Consider the following 18,020-nt stretch of genomic DNA (forward strand, 5'->3'; position numbering starts at 1 on the left):
TGTATTTCTCGCATCGACTCAATAGATGCGGTATTGTAACTATTATTTATGGCTTATCCAATTGAAGACATGCCCTAGAATATTATCCTAGCCACTCTTTTTTTGTGTTTTTATTCTTAATTCGCAGCAACCAAATTGCCTGATATCTCCAGCGGAATCATCGTACCAACGACCTTTGGAAAAGCCGTTACCCCATAATTATACCTATTAATGATGCCTGTCGCCTTAAATTTTATAACAGGTTTACGCGTGGTAGGATCATTTTCTACGTTATTTAGCTTAACCTTTACTGTTAAAGGCTTGGTTTGATTTAAAACTGTAAAATCGCCTGTTACGTTGGCTTCTTTGTCATTGACCATACTTACCTTTTTGGATACAAAAGTCATAGTAGGATATTGAGCACTGTTAAGGAGCTCTTTACGACGCAAAAAGGCATTGCGTATATTGCCGCCAGCATCGATACTACTGGTATTTACCGTAAAGTTTATAGTCGTGCTGGCTGGATTTTTTATGTCATAGTTAATTGAACCATTCATACTATTAAACTGACCTTCGACCATTCCTTTTCCCAAATACGCTACCTTAAAGTCCACGTTGGTTTTTGGCACATCCAACTTCCATTTTTGTGGAGTGGCAGCTACACTCATCATTGGTAATGACAATAATAGACTGGCACTCAGCGTAGTCTTGAGTAAAGTAGTGGCGATAGTATTCATACATATAATCCGAAAGGCAGTTTCAAAATAAACGTTAAATAAATTAAAAATGAGTACAAAGCTAGATAAGGTTCAGCTATATTTTACGGCGAACAAAGATTCGATAGGATACACCATTTATTCGCTTACCTTGTACAGTTAAAGTTTATTATAATCAAAGCTTTAGCATTATCTAATAGCGTAATGATAATGAATCACTCAGCACCGTTTTGAGGTAAAGTCTATGTTCATAATATCCACCTTTAAAGGTATATTAGGCGAAACCGTGATCAATATCGCCACTTGGCTCAAGCTTGAAAAGGAGAATTATCATCGCTTAAATAATATTACGCTGCCTTTAGCTAATGGTGGCAGTACCCAAATCGATCACGTCATCGTCTCCGTTTATGGCATCTTTGTCATTGAGACCAAAAACTATAAAGGCTGGATACAAAGATGGATATTATGCATCACAAAGTAGCTATCTATAACAATAAGATTAAAGAAGATGCAGAGTTAATATTTGAAAGCTATTCGGATTCTTCTGAAAATGTTGGACTAACTCTTGTATTGGCTGAACTTGGTAGGCACAAATTTCAAGATGGTAATTTCTATACAGCACTATTCGGATTAAGGGCGCTACTAGAGCCTAAAAATATTGTTATATGTATTAATGGATGTAGATTAGATTTTGTGTGCTCAAGTATGGGGCAGCAAATGTCACAAGGAAGAGTTGGCTATATAATTGAAATGGGGAAGCAAGGAACTAACAAAGCTAGGACTTTTGACTACTGTGATGATGAAAGTAAATTAGCGACAATAGACGTTCAAATGAATTATATTAGACAATGGAAAAAGTCGCTAAAAGGTTAGTTTACTGGTTATATTAAATGAATGTTTGATGTGAGTGCAATCAAGTAAATTCTATCGATAGAGTAAGAAATCATGTCCCTAAAATCCACTTTTAAAGGCTTCCTAGGTGAAACCGTCATCAACATCGCCATGTGGCTAAAGCTTGAAAAAGACGTTTATCACCGATTAAATGGTATTACCTTGCCATTAGCCAATGGTGGCAGTACCCAAATCGATCATGTCATCGTCTCGGTTTATGGCATATTTGTCATTGAAACCAAAAACTATAAAGGCTGGATATATGGAAAGGAAGCGCAAAGACAGTGGACGCAAGCCTTTCCAAACGGTCGTAAATACAAATTTCAGAACCCACTACGACAGAACTATCTGCATATCAAGACGCTCGCAGATTTATTAGGCTTGGAGCTGAGCTACTTTCACTCAATGATTGCTTTCATTGGGGAGTGTGAGCTAAAAACCCGTGATGAGCTACCCGAACACGTATTAACGAGTGGCATGGCATCTTATGTGAAGAAAAAACAAGATAAGTTATTAACCGACGAAGAAGTCAGGGCTATCGTTGAGCAGATTGAAAGCAATAGATTTAGCAAGTCGTGGCGCACTAATAGAGAGCACAAAGCTTACTTAAAAGACAAGCATGGCAACCTAAGCAGAGATACAAGTAAGCCGCTTAGTAGTCAGACTAATAGTCAGTCAGTTGCTAACATGACTAACAAACCTAAACCTGAGCAAATAGTAAAAGAAACCGCTAAAAGAGCTACCTTGAAAAGTAGAGAAGTACAGCGCTGGTCTGGTCAAACTGAGATTGAATCTAACGATCTACCAATTGATAGTCTGAATACTCAGCAGACCATCACACCGCATATCAGCATGTCGCATGATATGGCTGATAAAGTATTTTTCACACCGTTCGAGATCGTAGAACCTGAGCCACAAACGAATAAACCTGCGAAAGTTGATGTAGCAGACCATACGGCCAGTTTAACGCAAACGCCAACCTGCCCAAGATGTAATGGTGAGATGATCAAACGCGTCGCAAAAAAAGGTCTGAATCAAGGGCAGACCTTTTTTGGTTGTAGTCAATTTCCTAAGTGTCGCGGTGTGGTGAATATTGATTAGCCACTAGTCGTCTTAACCATATATCTCTTCTAAGCGTAAACAAGCAACCAATCGCCCGTCCCATTCTCGAAGTTGCGGCTCTATCTCACTACACTGTGATTTGGCATAGGGGCAGCGTTTATGCAGCGCGCAACCACTTGGTGGATTAAGTGGGCTTGGCAGCTCACCTTGTAGCGTCAGATCATTTTTATGACCATTGACCGTTGGTGCAGCCGCCAATAAAGCGATGGTATAAGGGTGCTTTGGCGCATTATAAATCGCTTCTTTAGGGCCGTGCTCGACAGCTTGACCTAAGTACATCACCATCACATCATCTGCCACATGGCGCACGACAGATAAGTTGTGCGAGATAAAGACGTAAGCAGTATGATATTCGTCCTGTAAATCCATAAACAAATTCAATACTTGTGCTTGAATAGATACATCGAGCGCAGAGGTCGGCTCATCAGCGACGACGATCTTTGGATTGAGCATCATCGCGCGGGCGAGGGCGATACGCTGGCGCTGACCGCCTGAAAACATGTGCGGATAACGGCCAGCATGCTCTGGACGCAGACCAACATTTCTCATCATCTCATTAATCTTGTCGCGCTTTTCTTCCTTTGACAGTTTAGTATGGATATCTAATGGCTCGGTCAATTGGTAACCAATGGTATGACGCGGGTTTAAGCTACCATAAGGGTTTTGAAACACCATTTGAATTTCGGTACGCAAGTCTTTTAGCGCTTTTCTGCTGTAGTCGGTCGTACCTTCATCATTGATAAACAGCTGGCCCTTAGTAGGCGGCTCAATAAGTGTCAATTGACGAGCAAGCGTGGATTTACCACAGCCTGACTCACCAACGACTGCCAGCGTTTTGCCTGCTTCAAGCTCAAATGAGACACCATTTAGGGCTTTAACGTAAGCTTTGGCTTTGCCCAAACCTTGTGATACAGGATAATGCTTGTGTAGATTATCTGCTTTTAAGACCACTTTATTACTCATACTTGGGACTCCAAAGTAGCAGCGTTCAAGGTAGGTGTGTGAGACGGTAAGTTCGGTAGGTCAACGTGAATACAGCGTACTTTACCATTGGGCGTGTCTAAAACGGGCGGCGGTACGTCGCAAGCAGGCTCTTTGTATGGACAACGGGGAGACAATAAACAACCGCTCGGACGATCATATTGGCTTGGTACCACACCCGGCAAACTGTTCAGCCGATCTTGACCGATAGCCAGCTCAGGGATAGCTTGTAGCAATGCTTCGGTATAAGGATGTGCAGGATTTTGAAAAATCTCTGGTACGGTACTGGTTTCAACCACTTGTCCGGCATACATGACGGCGACATCACGTGAATTCTGCGCGACCAAACCCAAATCATGGGTGATAAGTACCATGGCCATTTGTTTTTCACGCTGTAATCGGTTGAGCAAATCCATAATTTGCGCTTGCACTGTGACATCGAGAGCTGTGGTTGGTTCATCTGCGATGAGCAGTTTAGGCTCGCAAGCCAGCGCCATCGCAATCATAACCCGCTGACTCATACCGCCTGACAGCTGATGCGGATAAACCTTGAGTCGATTTTTGGCATCGGGCATCTCGACCAATTCTAGCAGCTCTAATATACGCGTTTGTACGGCCGAACCACGTAAGCCAAGATGTTTGCGCAGTACTTCACCCAATTGCATCTCAACCGTAAAGCTTGGATTCAGGCAAGACATCGCATTTTGAAAGATCATCGAGATGTCTTTGCCAATGATGCCGCGCCGCTCTTTGGGTGACATATCGAGCATGTCTTTATTATCGAACATAACACGCTTAGCGCGCACTGTCGCAGAAGGTGGTAGTAGCCCCATCAGCGCCATCATCGTGACGGATTTGCCTGAGCCAGATTCGCCCACTACCGCTATCACCTCGCCTTGTTTGACTGTCAACGACACATCATCTACGGCGCGAAAGGCACGCGCTCCTTGACCGAAAGTGACCGAAAGATTTTCAATATCTAATAATAACGGTGCTTTTTCTATGGTTAAGGCATTCGCAGAAGCATCGGTGATAGAGGTTTTATTTAATGGTTCAGTCATCTTAGGTTACCTGCTTCAATTTGGGATCTAGCGCATCGCGTAAGCCATCACCAGTCAGGTTAATCGACAATGCAGCTAAGAAAATAGCGACACCCGGCCAAATAGCGAGCCAAACATTACTTTGAATATATTGACGCGCCGTACCTAGCATCGCGCCCCATTCGGCATCCGGTGGTTGTACGCCAAAACCTAAGAAACCAATCGCCCCTGCTTCTAAAATGGCAGTGGAGAAAATCATCGTCGCCTGTACGATGAGCGGTGCCATACAGTTGGGCAAAATCGTTATAAACAACAGTCTGAGTACACCAGCGCCCATCACTTGTGACGCGATAAAGTATTCGCGTTGTAGCTCAACCATCGCGGTTGCACGAGTTAGACGAATAAAAGGCGGGGTACAGACCAAAGCAATCGTAATAATCGTATTGGTCATCGAAGGCCCTAAGATAGCGGCAATAATGATGGCCAATAGCAAGCTCGGATAAGACATCAAGATATCATTGACCAGCATGACCGCTTTGCCCCAAACTTTTGGCCAAAACGCGGCACTAAGTCCTAGTGACACACCGACCAGCATGGCAATAGTCGTCGCACTGAGACCAATAAACAATGAATAACGCGCGCCATACATGACCCGAGACAAAGTATCTCGGCCTGCATCATCAGTACCCAGCCAAAACATCGAATTGCCACCATCTAGAAACGCTGGTGGTAATTGTTCTTGACCAGTAAATAGCTCATAAGGATCATGAGGCGCAAGTGCGGGCGCGATAATGGCAATAATGACCATCAACGCTAATACGATAAATCCCAGTACAGCGCCTTTATTTCGGCAAAATGTTGATAAAAACAGCTGCCAAGACGATGGAGGAGTGGCTGCCATAAGGTTGACATCAGAGGGGAGAACAGAAGGCTTCATGAGCAGTTCCTATAGTGGCTAGCGCAGTGACGTTTTTTAGAATTCCATTCCTAAAAAAGTACTAAGCATTGCTAAAACATCATTTGAGCGCCAATCATCACTATTTATAATATGAGTATTTATCAATGTTAAATTAAGAAGTATGTCGAATACGCGGATTGATCAGACCATACAAAATATCAATAAATAAACTGACCAAAATTAGGGCGGTGGCGACCAATAAAATACCGTTTTGTACGATAGGATAATCACGAGTGAAAAATCCATCGAGTAGCCAATTACCAACACCTGGCCAACTAAAGATAGTCTCGGTGATAATCGCACCCGCGAGCAACGTCGCCATTTGTAAGCCAACGACCGTGACCACAGTAATCAGCGCGTTACGCATCACGTGTACTAATATGATCCGGCTTGGTGATAATCCTTTGGCACGAGCAGTACGTACATAATCTTCATCTAACACCTCCAACATCGCAGAGCGCGTCATCCGCGCGATCATCGCTAAAGGAATAGTCGATAAAGCAATAGAGGGTAGAATAAAGTGTTTTACCACATCCCAAAATGCACCAGGTTCTCCTGATGTGAGAGAGCCGAGTAACCATGAACCATATAATGGCTGAACATCTAAAAACTGCGCGACAGATATCACACCAGCGACGGGCAACAAGCCTAGATAATGAGCAAATATACCCGTTAGGATAGGTCCCAATAAATAGATAGGCATGGAGTATCCTGCTAGGGCACCTGACATTAATGTGTAATCGAGCCAAGTACCACGGCGCAGTGCCGCAAAGATACCTAAGCTAATACCAACCACACTAGCAATGACAATCGCACACAGAGCAAGCTCTAAAGTTGGTACAAAATGGGCAAAAAAGTCTTGTAGAACTGGGGCGCGCGTACGAAAGGACGCACCAAAGTCGCCAGTCAAGATACCAGTCAAGTAGTCCCAATATTGGACAAAGAGTGGTTTATCCAACCCGAGTCTTTCTAAGGCACGAGCATGTAGCGCTGGATCTACCATACGCTCACCCATCATAATCTCGACGGCATCGCCAGGTACGAGACGAATCAGAGTAAAGGTCGATAGCGTTAAGCCAAGATAGACAGGAATCAAAATGGCAATACGACGCAAAATATAAAGTAGCATGGGCTGCTCAATAGTTGTGGTTCAATGGTTAGAGTGATAGCAGAGAGGAGATTGTCCGCGACAAAGCGCTTAATTCATATAAATACGGCTGGAACAGAGATTCTGAGCCAGCCGAATACAAATTGAATAATAGTGCATGTCGTACCGGACTTAACTAGGTAAACGCTATTCGATTTTTACACCATCGAAGCGTACTTGACCAAGCGGACTAATTTTGTAATCGACGACATTTGGTGCTGTGAATACGGTTACTACCGAATGCGCCATTGTGGTCCAAGGAAGTTGCTGTTTGAATATCTGCTGAGCTTGTACATAGTCAGCCACACGCTCATCTTGATTGGTGACTTGACGTGCTTTGGTGACTAAATTGTCAAAGTCTTTATTACACCAGCGTGAGTAGTTATTACCACCGACAGCGTCACAAGACAGTAGCGAACCCAGCCAGTTGTCTGGATCACCATTGTCGCCAGTCCAACCAGCTAGAATGACATCAGGCTCGCCTTTGGCAGCGCGTTTTAGGTATTCGCCCCACTCATAAGTTACCAGCTTGGTATTAACGCCAATCTTAGCCCAATCGGCTTGCAGCATTTCGGCCATTAGCTTGGCATTAGGGTTGTACGGACGTTGAACAGGCATGTACCATAAATCGATCGACATATTTTCAGCGCCAGCTTCTTTGATAAGCGCTTTTGCTTTTTCAACATCATAAGGCGCATCTTTGAGGGATTTATCATATCCCCACTGCGTTGGCGGCATCGGATTGGTTGCTTTGAGTCCTTCGGTCTGATATACCGCGTTGATAATGGCGTCCTTGTTGACTGCCATATCTAATGCTTGACGTACTTTAAGATCACTCAGCTTAGGTTTTTCGACGTTGTAGCCGACATAGCCGACGTTGAAACCTGGTTGATCAAGAACCGTGACCTTGCCAGATTTTTTGACTGATTCAATCTCAGCTGGTTTTGGATAAGCGGAGACATGACATTCGCCAGCTTGCACTTTTTGGGCACGAACAGCTGAATCTTTGGTGATAACAAAGACTAAGTTGTCGATATGGATATCGTCTTTGTTCCAATAGTCTGGATTTTTGGTATAACGAATTTGTGCGTCTTTTTGATAAGAAGTAAAGACAAAAGGTCCAGTACCAACAGGTTTGGTGTTGATATCAGCTTCATTGCCAGAGGCCGTTAGCTGGTCTGCATATTCCGCAGAGCTAATGTAGGCAAAGGCCATCGCTAGATTCTGTAAAAATGGCGCGTTAGTCTCGCTTAGGGTAATTTTTACGGTATTGTCATCAACTTTTTCAATATTAGAGACAAGGTCAGGCAATCCCATACCGACTGAGTATGGGAATTCAGCAGGGTAGGCTTTATTAAAGGCAAATTCTGGGTTAGTAATACGTTCTAGAGTAAAGACCACATCGTCAGCATTAAAATCGCGGGTTGGGGTAAAATAATCCGTCTTACCGAATTTGACACCTTTTCGAAGATTAAAGGTATAGGTTTTGCCATCTTCGCTAATATCCCAGCTTTCAGCTAAGGCTGGCTGAATCTCAGTACCATCTCTTTTGAATTCTACCAAGGCATTGTAGATAGGATAGGCGCTTGCATCAAAGTCAGTACCAGCAGTAAACTGCGCTGGATCAAAGCCAGCAGGACTGCCTTCTGAGCAATAAAGTAGGGTTTTAGCTGCTTTGGCATCTGAGCCCGCATCAGCTTCAGCAGAAGTATTGGTTTTGTTGTCGCCACTACAAGCAGTTATGCCCAATATTAGTGTCGTCAACATTGTCAGTTTGAAGAATGTTTTTTGCATTATTACGTCCTATGTAATGATAAGTAGTTGCCCATATACCTATATGCTCGTATTCAAACTATGAATACCATCGGCGAGCTTTTAAATCCTTTAAAGCCCTTATTTATATGATGTTTTTAATGTAAATATTAAAAAATGATTTAGCTGATATCAGCCCCCATCTAGGTCTACAAAAAGTACAAATATAAACAAGTCGTCTGAATATACTACTTTCGATAGCAATAGTGCAAGGCATATATATAAATAGTTTTGATACATATGTGAAATAGTTTGGATAGAAAGCATTCACTTTTGAATGCTTCGGTGTTTGATGGGATAGCCATTATTAAAGCGTATTCCTCACTGTGTTTTATACAGTGTCTCGCTCGACATGATTGTGATTCGCCTTGATAAGGTCTGCTATTTTCTCAGCAATCATAATGGTTGGTGCATTGGTATTGGCGCTGATGAGCGTAGGCATTATTGAGGCGTCAATAACTCGCAACCCACTTACACCGCGTACCTTTAGCTCTAAATCAACCACTGACTGTGCATCTGATCCCATGCGACAAGTGCCCACAGGATGATAAATGGTATCTGACTTATTGCGAATATAACCCAGCATACCGTCTTTTTCGATATAGGGAGCGGGGTAGTCTTCGGTGATGTATTTGGCGATGGGCGCTTCTTTCATGATTGCCCGAGTACGCTCAGCACCTGCAATCATATACTCCACATCTTTTGGGTGAGAGAGATAGTTTGGATCAATCAATACTGCGTCAGAGGGATTGGCTGAGTCCAGTCTGACTGTGCCGCGGCTCTCAGGACGCAAGTAACAGCTGTGGCAAGAAATGGCATAGCCACGTCTGAGGTCACGGCCGTGCTCAATCACACGCGAGATGACAAAATGTAATTGAGTGTTTGGCCACTCTTTTGAGTCTTCGCCCACACTAAAAAAAGCACCTGCTTCCGCGTAATTGGTCGATAGTAAACCCGTACCGTCCTTTCGCCACTGTCGAATATTTTTGGGTAAATTGCGGATAGCCGCCATGCCAATACCGACAACATCAGTGGTATTGACCTCGTAGTCAAAGACCACATCCAAATGATCTTGCAGATTACCACCGACTTCGGGGGCATCGACAATGACCTCAATGTCATGAGAACGTAAATGCTCCGCAGGGCCAATACCTGAAAGCATTAGGACTTTGGGCGAACCAAAAGCACCACCTGACAAGAGGACTTCATGACGCGCCTTGACGGTATGCTTCACACCATCTTTTTCATAAATCACACCAGTCGCTTGATTGTTTTCGATGATGATTCGATTGGCCTGCGCATGAGTAATCACGGTCAGGTTTGTACGGCTTTGGACAGGATGGAGATAGGCGGCAGCGGCAGAACAGCGTTGCCCTTGTTTTTCTCCATGAAAATGGGTGACTTGATATAATCCTGCACCGTCTTGCTTTGCACTATTAAAATCTGTGTTGTGATCCAAACCGTTGGCAACGGCCGCTTCTACAAAGGCTTTTGAGATGTCTCGTGGACTGAGCAACTCGCTGACATGCAAAGGTCCACTATCGCCGTGCAAATCATCGCCTCCATGGATATTGTTTTCGGCTTTGATAAAGTAGGGCAGCACCTCATCAAATCCCCAGCCAGTGCAGCCTTGCTCTTCCCAGCGATCATAATCTAACTTACTACCGCGCGTATATACCATGGCGTTGATAGCGGATGAGCCGCCCAAGCATTGGCCACGTGGCTGAAAACCACTACGGTTATTTAAATGGGTTTGAGGGGTGGTGTGAAAACACCAGTTATTCAATTTGAGCGGCTTTCCAGGAACCAATAGAATCAATCCTGCAGGCACGCGAACCGCGAGGTCTTTACCGTCACCGCCATATTCTAGCAAGCAAACACTGATATCGGGATTTTCTGTGAGACGACTAGCAAGGACGCAACCTGCTGAGCCACCACCCACAATGATGTAATCAAAATTCGTGTCAAATTCCATTTTATATTCCTCGTAGCGACCATGCTAGATAAAATTTTTTATCCTTTACAATAACCATTATTATATTGAATGACAGGAATAAAAATGACCGTGATGTTTTTTTTTGTGAATATGACTTTGTTAAAAAACATGATTCTACAAAGAAACAGAACTGTTTTATGACGCAAGCGGCATGATCAAAAATTTAGACAGCGCAGATCTCCGAGCGTACGATAAAGCGTTTGCCTTCAGGGATTTCTAGCGAAAAGCTCGCGCCACGCCCGTTTACGACATCGATGGTTAAATCGGTATGTTGCCACAGTTTGTGTTGCGCTTTACCCATATAAAATGGACAACCCGCCAGCTCGCCGATCAATACATCTTGACCACCCACCTTAAACTCTCCTAGTGGATAGCACATGGGCGAGCTGCCATCGCAGCAACCGCCTGATTGATGAAACATCAGCTCGCCGTGTTTGGATTTTAGTAGTTCAATTAAAGCTTTGCAGGACTCTGTCGCTGTGACGTTCATAATAACTTCCTTATCGTTAGGTCGGAACTGATCTCTTTCACAATCATGCTCATTAAAATATAAAGGATCGCATCGTGAACTACTCACCACCTATAGAGGTGGGAGCTTCTTAGGTAGTACCCTGCTTAGCGCAATGTTTCGCACCAGAGGCTAGGCAAATTGACTAAGCTAACTCCGTCGCACCGACGGTTTTAATTGTTGCTAGTTTCAATCCCTCATTGAGAATATTGATGCTGGCGTTAATGTCTCTATCGTTTTTTTGCAAACAGCTTGGGCAATCCCACGATCTCACTGATAGCGGCAATTCAGCTTTAGTGAGCACATGAGCGCACCCTGAACAGGTCTTAGAGGATGGGAACCACCTATCCACCTTGACCAGTGTCTTGCCGTACCAGTCAGCCTTGTAGCTCAGCATAGTGGTGAATGTTGACCATGAGCTATCACCAATTGCTTTAGCCAGCTTATGATTTTTAACCATACCTTTGACATTCAAATCCTCAATAGCAATAATGTCGTGGTTTTTGACAATATTGAATGAGAGTTTGTGTAGAAAGTCAGTGCGTTTATTAGTGATTTGCTCGTAAACTTTAGCAACCTTAATTTTCTGTTTTTGATAGTTGCGACTCTCTGACAACTTGCGCTGCTGAGCTTTAGCAACCTCTCGACGCTTGGCTAAAATCTTTTGTTCTCGCGCTAACTTGTCTTGCAATTTAGATAGAAATTTAGGATTAGCAACTTTTGAGCCTTCCGATAAGACGATGAAGTCTGTTAATCCTAAATCAATACCGATGTTTGATTGAGTCTTTGGTAGTCCCTTAACGAGGGTTTCAACCAATAGGCTGACGTAATACTTGCCTGTGGGCGTCATTGATACCGTAGCGCTCTTAATGAGGCCGTTAATAGACTGATGAATATTGGCTTTAACATGACCAATTTTAGACAGCTTAATGCTTTTACTGGTGACAGACACAGTGCCTTTTTGATTGTTGGTGGTGTAGCTATCACGCTGTCCCTTTTTCTTGAATTTAGGAAATCCTGCGCCTTTAAAGAACTTACTGTAAGCCGATCTAAGGTTTTGCTGTACATTAGCTAATGCCAAGCTATCCACCTCTTTAAGCCACTCAAACTCTTTTTTATATTGGGCGGGCGTATTTTTTAACTCTGTTTTTGTCTCTTGGTAATGCTCAATCTTATCAGCAAGCATCTTATTCCATATAAAGCGCGTACAGCCGAATGACTTAGCAAAGAATATCTGTTGCTCGTCATTTGGATAAAGTCTTACTTTATAGGCTTTGAGGATTTGCTTTGGCATTATTCACCTTGATCTATTATGTACTTTTTAATAACCTCTAAAGGCGCACCACCAGTTGTAATTAAGCAAAAAGACTGTGACCAAAATTTAGATTCCCAAAGCTTTTGCTTGATCGATGGATAGTCTTTTTTAAGCAGACGAGAGCTAGCTGACTTGTAAGCATTAATAAACTTACTTATCTCAGTTTTGGGGTGAGCTTTGAATAAAACATGAATATGGTCTTTATCGTGATTCCATTCTATTAGATCTATTTTATAGCTAACACCAATACGCTCGAATATTGCTTTTGCGCTATCAGATATATCATCATCAAAGACTTCGCGGCGATACTTAGTCACCATGATAAGATGATAGTTTAGAGAAAAGACTGAATGAGCATTAGTATCTAATATCATTGTTTTATATATCTTATATTGATTAGGACTGATTTTACAAATCTTACTTTCATGCCACTGTAAAGTCAATAAAAAAACGCATTCATCTCACCACCTGTAGAGGTGGGAGACTTCTGCGTCAAACTGTTAAAATATAAAGGGTCGCATCATATTCACCCACATCATTTATAGCATGTGACTGAAAGCGATACGACCCGTTACTGTCTATTAATCGAGCGAAGTTGAGACTGTTTTAAACATCTCATACTTTCACACAATGACAGTTTAACTATGTCATTGTGTTACGACGCATACGGCTACATATTATAGTCAATAACAATACGACCCTCGATTTTTCCGTCACGCATACGGTCGAAAATATCGTTGATATTTTCCAATGGTTCAGCGGCAACGGTGGCTTTTACTTTGCCAGCAGCAGCCATATCTAACGACTCTTGTAAATCGAGGCGTGTACCAACGATCGAGCCACGAATGGTAATACCGTTCAGAACGGTATCAAAGATTGATACTGGGAACTCACCAGTGGGTAGGCCGTTACAGACCAAGGTACCACCGCGTCGTAACATACTTAATGCTTGATCAAAAGCTTTTGACGATACTGCTGTCACTAGTACGGCATGAGCACCGCCGATTTCTTTTTGTAAATACTCACCGGGTTCAGTGTTTTTTGCATTAACAACGACTTTTGCCCCCAGTTTTTTGGCAAAATTGAGCTTGTCATCATCAATATCGACAGCCGCAACGTTGAGACCCATCGCAATGGCATATTGAACCGCCATGTGACCCAGCCCGCCGATACCTGAAATAACGACCCAATCGCCCGGCTTGGTGTCGGTCATTTTAAGACCTTTATATACGGTGACACCCGCACATAAAACGGGGGCAATTTCAATAGAGTCAACGCTTTCAGGGATGATACCGACATAGTTGGCATCCGCTAATACATATTCGGCAAAACTGCCGTTTACAGAATAACCAGAGTTTTTTTGACGTTTACATAGCGTTTCCCAGCCACCTAAACAATGGGTACAGTGTCCGCAAGCAGAGTAGAGCCAAGGAATACCGACTCGGTCACCTTCTTTGACATGATGAACATTTTCACCAACGGCAGTTATTAGACCGACGCCTTCGTGTCCTGGGATAAAAGGTGGACTTGGCTTGACAGGCCAGTCTCCTTCAATAGCATGTAAGTCAGTATGACAGACACCGGATGCTTGCAACTTGACAACGATTTGACCAGCGCCTGCGGTAGGAATATCTACCTCTTCAATTTGTAAGGGTTGTCCGAACTCATGTAATACAGCAGCTTTCATTTTATTACTCATAATATGCTCTCTTGTGGATTGCTTATTAATTTTATGCTCATAGCACAGTACATCTGTACTATGAGCTTATCTATAAAACGTAGCGTTATGAAATTTTAGAAGAAACCCATCTTTTTAGGACTATAAGAGACCAGCATGTTTTTGGTTTGCTGATAATGGTCAAGCATCATTAGATGGTTTTCGCGGCCAATACCTGATTGCTTATAACCACCGAAGGCGGCATGTGACGGATAGAGGTGATAGCAGTTGGTCCATACGCGCCCTGCTTGGATACCGCGTCCAAAGCGATAGGCTTTATGAACGCTACGAGTCCACACGCCAGCGCCTAGACCATATAGTGTGTCATTAGCGATTTGCATGGCTTCTTCATCGTCTTTAAAAGTGGTGACAGCAAGTACAGGTCCAAAAATCTCTTCTTGGAACACGCGCATGTCGTTCGTGCCTTCAAAGATAGTTGGCTTGACATAATAACCAGCTGATAAGTCGCCGTCATGTTTGGCTTGTTCGCCACCAACTAAAACTTTCGCGCCTTCTTTTTTACCGATATCGAGATAAGATAGGATTTTTTCTAACTGATCTGAGCTGGCTTGTGCGCCAATCATCGTCTCGGTATCTAATGGATTTCCCATTTTGATGGCTTCGACACGGGCGATACAGCGTTTGATGAATTCATCATAGATGCTCTCATGGACCAGCGCTCGTGATGGGCAAGTACAAACTTCGCCTTGGTTGAGCGCAAACATGACCAAACCTTCGACCGCTTTGTCCAAAAAGTCATCATCTTCATCCATGACATCGGCGAAGAAAATATTGGGGCTTTTGCCGCCCAGCTCTAGCGTCACTGGAATGATGTTTTCACTAGCATACTGCATAATGAGGCGACCGGTTGTGGTCTCACCAGTAAAGGCAACTTTGTTAATACGTGGGTTAGAAGCGAGTGGCTTACCTGCTTCAACGCCAAAACCATTGACAATGTTTAGTACGCCCTTTGGTAAGATATCTGCGATACCGATGATTTCCAACATGAATAAAATCGAGGCAGGCGTTTGCTCTGCAGGCTTCATGACGATACAGTTACCTGCGGCAAGGGCAGGTGCGATTTTCCAAACGGCCATTAGAATTGGGAAGTTCCATGGGATGATTTGACCGACGACACCCAGTGGCTCATGAAAATGATAGGCAACCGTGTCTTCATCAATTTGACTGATACCGCCTTCTTGCGCGCGAATCGCACTGGCAAAGTAACGGAATTGATCGATGGCCAATGGAATATCTGCCATTAACGTCTCACGTACAGGCTTGCCGTTTTCATAGCATTCAGCAATGGCGATTGCTTCTAAGTTGGCTTCCATGCTATCAGCGATTTTTAGCAATAGATTGGCGCGCTCAGCGACACTGGTTTTGCCCCAAGCATCTTTGGCGGCATGAGCGGCATCTAAGGCTTTTTCGATATCGGCTTCTTTTGAACGAGCAACTTGGCAAATGGTTTTGCCATCGATAGGGCTGGGATTATCAAAGTATTCACCATCGATCGGCGCGACCCACTCACCATTGATAAAATTGTCATATTTTTTGCGGAATTGGACGGGACTGTTTTCGGTATTGGGATAGGCGTATAACATTAACGACTCCTTGTTGTATATTACGATTATTGGATAATAAATATTTGGCCTTCCTAACCAAGTATCACTCTATCGTACTGAGCTTTTGTCCAGACGAATAATGACTTTTTATAATGATATAATTTGTATCATATAACTTATGGTTATGTGAGTTAGACTGGTTAAAGTCGTTCGCAAAACTGATGCAGCTGTTATAATTACGGTTAAATACTTTTAGCTGCCCAATACATAACTTGCGGCTTTCTCTACTTATACTATTGGTTGGTTTGGATATATGCGTCAATCTTCTGCTCTTGATATTTTAAAAACAGGTCAAAATGTCTTTTTAACTGGTTCAGCAGGTTCAGGTAAAACCTATACGCTCAATCAATATATTGATTACTTGCGTGCCCGCCGAGTGCCTGTTGCCGTGACTGCCAGTACGGGTATTGCCGCCACTCATATGAGCGGCACGACCATTCACAGCTGGTCGGGTATCGGTATCAAAGACGAGCTATCAGATCGTGATTTGAGCAATTTATCGCGTAAGCAGTTTTTGGCAGATCGATTAAAAGACACGGCTGTGCTGATTATCGATGAGATATCGATGTTGCATGCCAAGCAGATCAATCTGGTTAGTCAAGTACTCAAGCATGTACGTAAGAATGACAAAGCTTTTGGTGGTATTCAGGTAGTAGTAGCAGGCGACTTTTTTCAGTTACCACCAATTGGTAGTAAGGGCGAGAGTAATCGTGAAAAGTTTGCTTTTATGTCAGAAGCTTGGCTCGATGCCAAGTTCCATATTTGCTATCTGTCTGAGCAGCATCGGCAAGTCAGTGAAGCAACCAATGGCGGGCTTGATTTAGATGATATCTTGAACCAAATTCGTCGTCAGGAAGTCACTTTTGAGGCGATCGCTGCTTTAGAGGCGACTTACGACCAAAGCGTCGATATCAAGCGCACGCGTCTCTATACCCATAACTTAAATGTTAATAAAATCAATGATACAGAGCTTGCCTCACTGTCTAGTGACATGATGCGCTTTGAATCGACGTCGACTGGCGATAGTAAACTGGTTGAGACGCTCAAGAAAACCGTACGTACTCAAGATGAATTGATTCTGAAAATTGGCGCTAAGGTAATGTTTATCAAAAACAACACCGAGCTTGGCGTCTCTAATGGCACGATGGGTGAGTTGATAGGCTTTGCCGCCGTCAAGGTTGATGACAGTCAGGACAATAGTGATGCCTTAATCGAAAATGATGAAGACATTGACAATAGTACTGACAACGAAGAGGGTACGGCTAAGCGAGTAAAAGACAAAACGAAAAAAGATAAAGACAGTGATAAAAAGACGGCAAAAACCAAAAAACCAACCACACAAAAAATGCCTGTGGTCAGACTTAATTCAGGGCGTGAAGTCATCGCTGAGCCTGAAGAATGGATCATTGAAGATGAGACAGGTGAGGTGTTGGCAAGCTATGAGCAAGTGCCGTTATGTTTGGCTTGGGCAATTACCATTCATAAATCGCAAGGTATGACGCTTGATGCTGCTGAGATTGATTTGTCTCGTACGTTTGAGCTGGGACAAGGTTATGTGGCGCTATCACGATTAAAGTCGCTGGCAGGCCTACAGCTACTCGGTATGAATGACATGAGTTTGCAACTTGATCCATTGGCACGCGGCGCGGACAAACGGTTTTTGGTGCTGTCCGACGAAGCTGATGCCAATTACGCCATGCTCGATGAAGAAAGCATGACACAGGCGCATGAAAAATTTGTGCTGAAATCGGGCGGTACGCTCAGTAAGTCAGTAATTGATGCTTATGCCAGCCTACAAAAAAGACGGCGCGAGCAACTGCAAACGCAGATAGATAAAAAACAGAAATTGGGCAATCAAGTCTCTGATAAGTCAGACGGTACCTTGCTCGCAACACGAGTGTTGTTAGAGGAGAGTTTATCTATCGCTGAGATTTCTCAAGCGCGTCAGTTATCACAGTCCACCATCATGCGTCATATTGGTGATCTAAAATCTCAAGATCCTAGCCTTGCTTGTGATCATCTACGTCCAGAGGATGAAGTGATGACGGCGGTTGGCAATGCCTATGTGGCGATTAAAGTCGCCAATAACCCAAATGATTTTAATGATGATGGTAGTATAAAGCTGCGTCCGATATTTGATCATCTTAAGCAGAGCATTGATTACAATACCATCCGCTTAGCGCTCATTTTTATTACGCCATAGTGTAGTCAAT

Annotated in this window: 16 protein-coding genes; 4 read left to right on the top strand and 12 right to left on the bottom strand. The window is 43.4% G+C overall.

Annotation, left to right across the window (positions count from 1 at the left end; all coding sequences use genetic code 11):
- Window positions 1-116: 116 nt before the first annotated feature.
- Window positions 117-716 carry a YceI family protein gene (locus tag JMX48_RS12130; RefSeq protein ID WP_201538160.1) on the bottom strand — a complete coding sequence of 200 codons (600 nt, stop codon included), beginning with the start codon at window positions 714-716 and terminating at the stop codon, window positions 117-119.
- Between the two features lie 223 nt (window positions 717-939).
- On the opposite strand from JMX48_RS12130, the gene JMX48_RS12135 reads away from it, so the two are divergent.
- From JMX48_RS12135 to JMX48_RS12145, 3 genes are all read left to right on the top strand, one after another.
- Entirely contained in the window at window positions 940-1,176 is a 237-nt protein-coding gene (locus tag JMX48_RS12135) for a nuclease-related domain-containing protein (RefSeq protein ID WP_265088790.1), read from the top strand.
- The gene (locus tag JMX48_RS12140) at window positions 1,152-1,568 is read left to right on the top strand and encodes a hypothetical protein (protein WP_201538162.1); all 417 of its coding nucleotides are present in this window, start codon (window positions 1,152-1,154) and stop codon (window positions 1,566-1,568) included. The genes JMX48_RS12135 and JMX48_RS12140 overlap by 25 nt, the downstream gene beginning before the upstream one ends.
- Window positions 1,569-1,640: 72 nt before the next feature.
- Entirely contained in the window at window positions 1,641-2,687 is a 1,047-nt protein-coding gene (locus JMX48_RS12145) for an NERD domain-containing protein (protein WP_201538164.1), read from the top strand.
- Between the two features lie 12 nt (window positions 2,688-2,699).
- Here the strand turns inward: JMX48_RS12145 and JMX48_RS12150 are convergent, their stop codons facing one another.
- From JMX48_RS12150 to JMX48_RS12200, 11 genes are all read right to left on the bottom strand, one after another.
- Window positions 2,700-3,671 (bottom strand): peptide ABC transporter ATP-binding protein, encoded by a 972-nt coding sequence (locus tag JMX48_RS12150; RefSeq protein ID WP_201538166.1) that lies wholly within the window; start codon window positions 3,669-3,671, stop codon window positions 2,700-2,702.
- Window positions 3,668-4,750, bottom strand: a complete 1,083-nt coding sequence (locus JMX48_RS12155) for an ABC transporter ATP-binding protein (RefSeq protein WP_227688008.1) — start codon at window positions 4,748-4,750, stop codon at window positions 3,668-3,670. The genes JMX48_RS12150 and JMX48_RS12155 overlap by 4 nt, the downstream gene beginning before the upstream one ends.
- Window position 4,751: 1 nt before the next feature.
- Entirely contained in the window at window positions 4,752-5,666 is a 915-nt protein-coding gene (locus JMX48_RS12160) for an ABC transporter permease (protein ID WP_201538168.1), read from the bottom strand.
- A 133-nt stretch (window positions 5,667-5,799) separates the two neighbouring features.
- Window positions 5,800-6,816 carry an ABC transporter permease gene (locus JMX48_RS12165; protein WP_201538170.1) on the bottom strand — a complete coding sequence of 339 codons (1,017 nt, stop codon included), beginning with the start codon at window positions 6,814-6,816 and terminating at the stop codon, window positions 5,800-5,802.
- A gap of 165 nt (window positions 6,817-6,981) precedes the next feature.
- On the bottom strand, window positions 6,982-8,628 hold the full coding sequence (locus JMX48_RS12170; RefSeq protein ID WP_201538172.1) for an ABC transporter substrate-binding protein: 1,647 nt from the start codon (window positions 8,626-8,628) through the stop codon (window positions 6,982-6,984).
- Between the two features lie 349 nt (window positions 8,629-8,977).
- Entirely contained in the window at window positions 8,978-10,621 is a 1,644-nt protein-coding gene (locus JMX48_RS12175) for a GMC family oxidoreductase (protein ID WP_201538174.1), read from the bottom strand.
- Between the two features lie 184 nt (window positions 10,622-10,805).
- Window positions 10,806-11,132 carry a DUF779 domain-containing protein gene (locus tag JMX48_RS12180; protein ID WP_201538176.1) on the bottom strand — a complete coding sequence of 109 codons (327 nt, stop codon included), beginning with the start codon at window positions 11,130-11,132 and terminating at the stop codon, window positions 10,806-10,808.
- A 163-nt stretch (window positions 11,133-11,295) separates the two neighbouring features.
- Window positions 11,296-12,444, bottom strand: a complete 1,149-nt coding sequence (tnpB, locus tag JMX48_RS12185; protein WP_201538178.1) for an IS200/IS605 family element RNA-guided endonuclease TnpB — start codon at window positions 12,442-12,444, stop codon at window positions 11,296-11,298.
- A complete protein-coding gene (gene tnpA, locus JMX48_RS12190; RefSeq protein WP_201538181.1) occupies window positions 12,444-12,839 on the bottom strand; it encodes an IS200/IS605 family transposase in 396 nt (131 codons plus the stop codon). The genes tnpB and tnpA overlap by 1 nt, the downstream gene beginning before the upstream one ends.
- 296 nt (window positions 12,840-13,135) lie before the next feature.
- Window positions 13,136-14,164, bottom strand: a complete 1,029-nt coding sequence (gene adhP, locus JMX48_RS12195) for an alcohol dehydrogenase AdhP (RefSeq protein ID WP_201538183.1) — start codon at window positions 14,162-14,164, stop codon at window positions 13,136-13,138.
- Between the two features lie 95 nt (window positions 14,165-14,259).
- Window positions 14,260-15,786 (bottom strand): aldehyde dehydrogenase family protein, encoded by a 1,527-nt coding sequence (locus JMX48_RS12200; protein ID WP_201538185.1) that lies wholly within the window; start codon window positions 15,784-15,786, stop codon window positions 14,260-14,262.
- A gap of 274 nt (window positions 15,787-16,060) precedes the next feature.
- Here JMX48_RS12200 and JMX48_RS12205 point away from each other — a divergent pair, with 274 nt between their 5' ends.
- Window positions 16,061-18,010 (top strand): AAA family ATPase, encoded by a 1,950-nt coding sequence (locus JMX48_RS12205; RefSeq protein WP_201538187.1) that lies wholly within the window; start codon window positions 16,061-16,063, stop codon window positions 18,008-18,010.
- Window positions 18,011-18,020: the final 10 nt, after the last annotated feature.

Source organism: Psychrobacter immobilis (assembly GCF_904846225.1).
In the GTDB taxonomy this organism is placed as follows: Bacteria; Pseudomonadota; Gammaproteobacteria; order Pseudomonadales; family Moraxellaceae; genus Psychrobacter; species Psychrobacter immobilis_F.

Coding starts and splice junctions, on each gene's coding strand:
- JMX48_RS12130 (WP_201538160.1), bottom strand. CDS start 716: ATGAATACTATCGCCACTACTTTACTCAAGACTACGCTGAGTGCCAGT.
- JMX48_RS12135 (WP_265088790.1), top strand. CDS start 940: ATGTTCATAATATCCACCTTTAAAGGTATATTAGGCGAAACCGTGATC.
- JMX48_RS12140 (WP_201538162.1), top strand. CDS start 1,152: ATGGATATTATGCATCACAAAGTAGCTATCTATAACAATAAGATTAAA.
- JMX48_RS12145 (WP_201538164.1), top strand. CDS start 1,641: ATGTCCCTAAAATCCACTTTTAAAGGCTTCCTAGGTGAAACCGTCATC.
- JMX48_RS12150 (WP_201538166.1), bottom strand. CDS start 3,671: ATGAGTAATAAAGTGGTCTTAAAAGCAGATAATCTACACAAGCATTAT.
- JMX48_RS12155 (WP_227688008.1), bottom strand. CDS start 4,750: ATGACTGAACCATTAAATAAAACCTCTATCACCGATGCTTCTGCGAAT.
- JMX48_RS12160 (WP_201538168.1), bottom strand. CDS start 5,666: ATGAAGCCTTCTGTTCTCCCCTCTGATGTCAACCTTATGGCAGCCACT.
- JMX48_RS12165 (WP_201538170.1), bottom strand. CDS start 6,816: ATGCTACTTTATATTTTGCGTCGTATTGCCATTTTGATTCCTGTCTAT.
- JMX48_RS12170 (WP_201538172.1), bottom strand. CDS start 8,628: ATGCAAAAAACATTCTTCAAACTGACAATGTTGACGACACTAATATTG.
- JMX48_RS12175 (WP_201538174.1), bottom strand. CDS start 10,621: ATGGAATTTGACACGAATTTTGATTACATCATTGTGGGTGGTGGCTCA.
- JMX48_RS12180 (WP_201538176.1), bottom strand. CDS start 11,132: ATGAACGTCACAGCGACAGAGTCCTGCAAAGCTTTAATTGAACTACTA.
- tnpB (WP_201538178.1), bottom strand. CDS start 12,444: ATGCCAAAGCAAATCCTCAAAGCCTATAAAGTAAGACTTTATCCAAAT.
- tnpA (WP_201538181.1), bottom strand. CDS start 12,839: ATGATATTAGATACTAATGCTCATTCAGTCTTTTCTCTAAACTATCAT.
- adhP (WP_201538183.1), bottom strand. CDS start 14,164: ATGAGTAATAAAATGAAAGCTGCTGTATTACATGAGTTCGGACAACCC.
- JMX48_RS12200 (WP_201538185.1), bottom strand. CDS start 15,786: ATGTTATACGCCTATCCCAATACCGAAAACAGTCCCGTCCAATTCCGC.
- JMX48_RS12205 (WP_201538187.1), top strand. CDS start 16,061: ATGCGTCAATCTTCTGCTCTTGATATTTTAAAAACAGGTCAAAATGTC.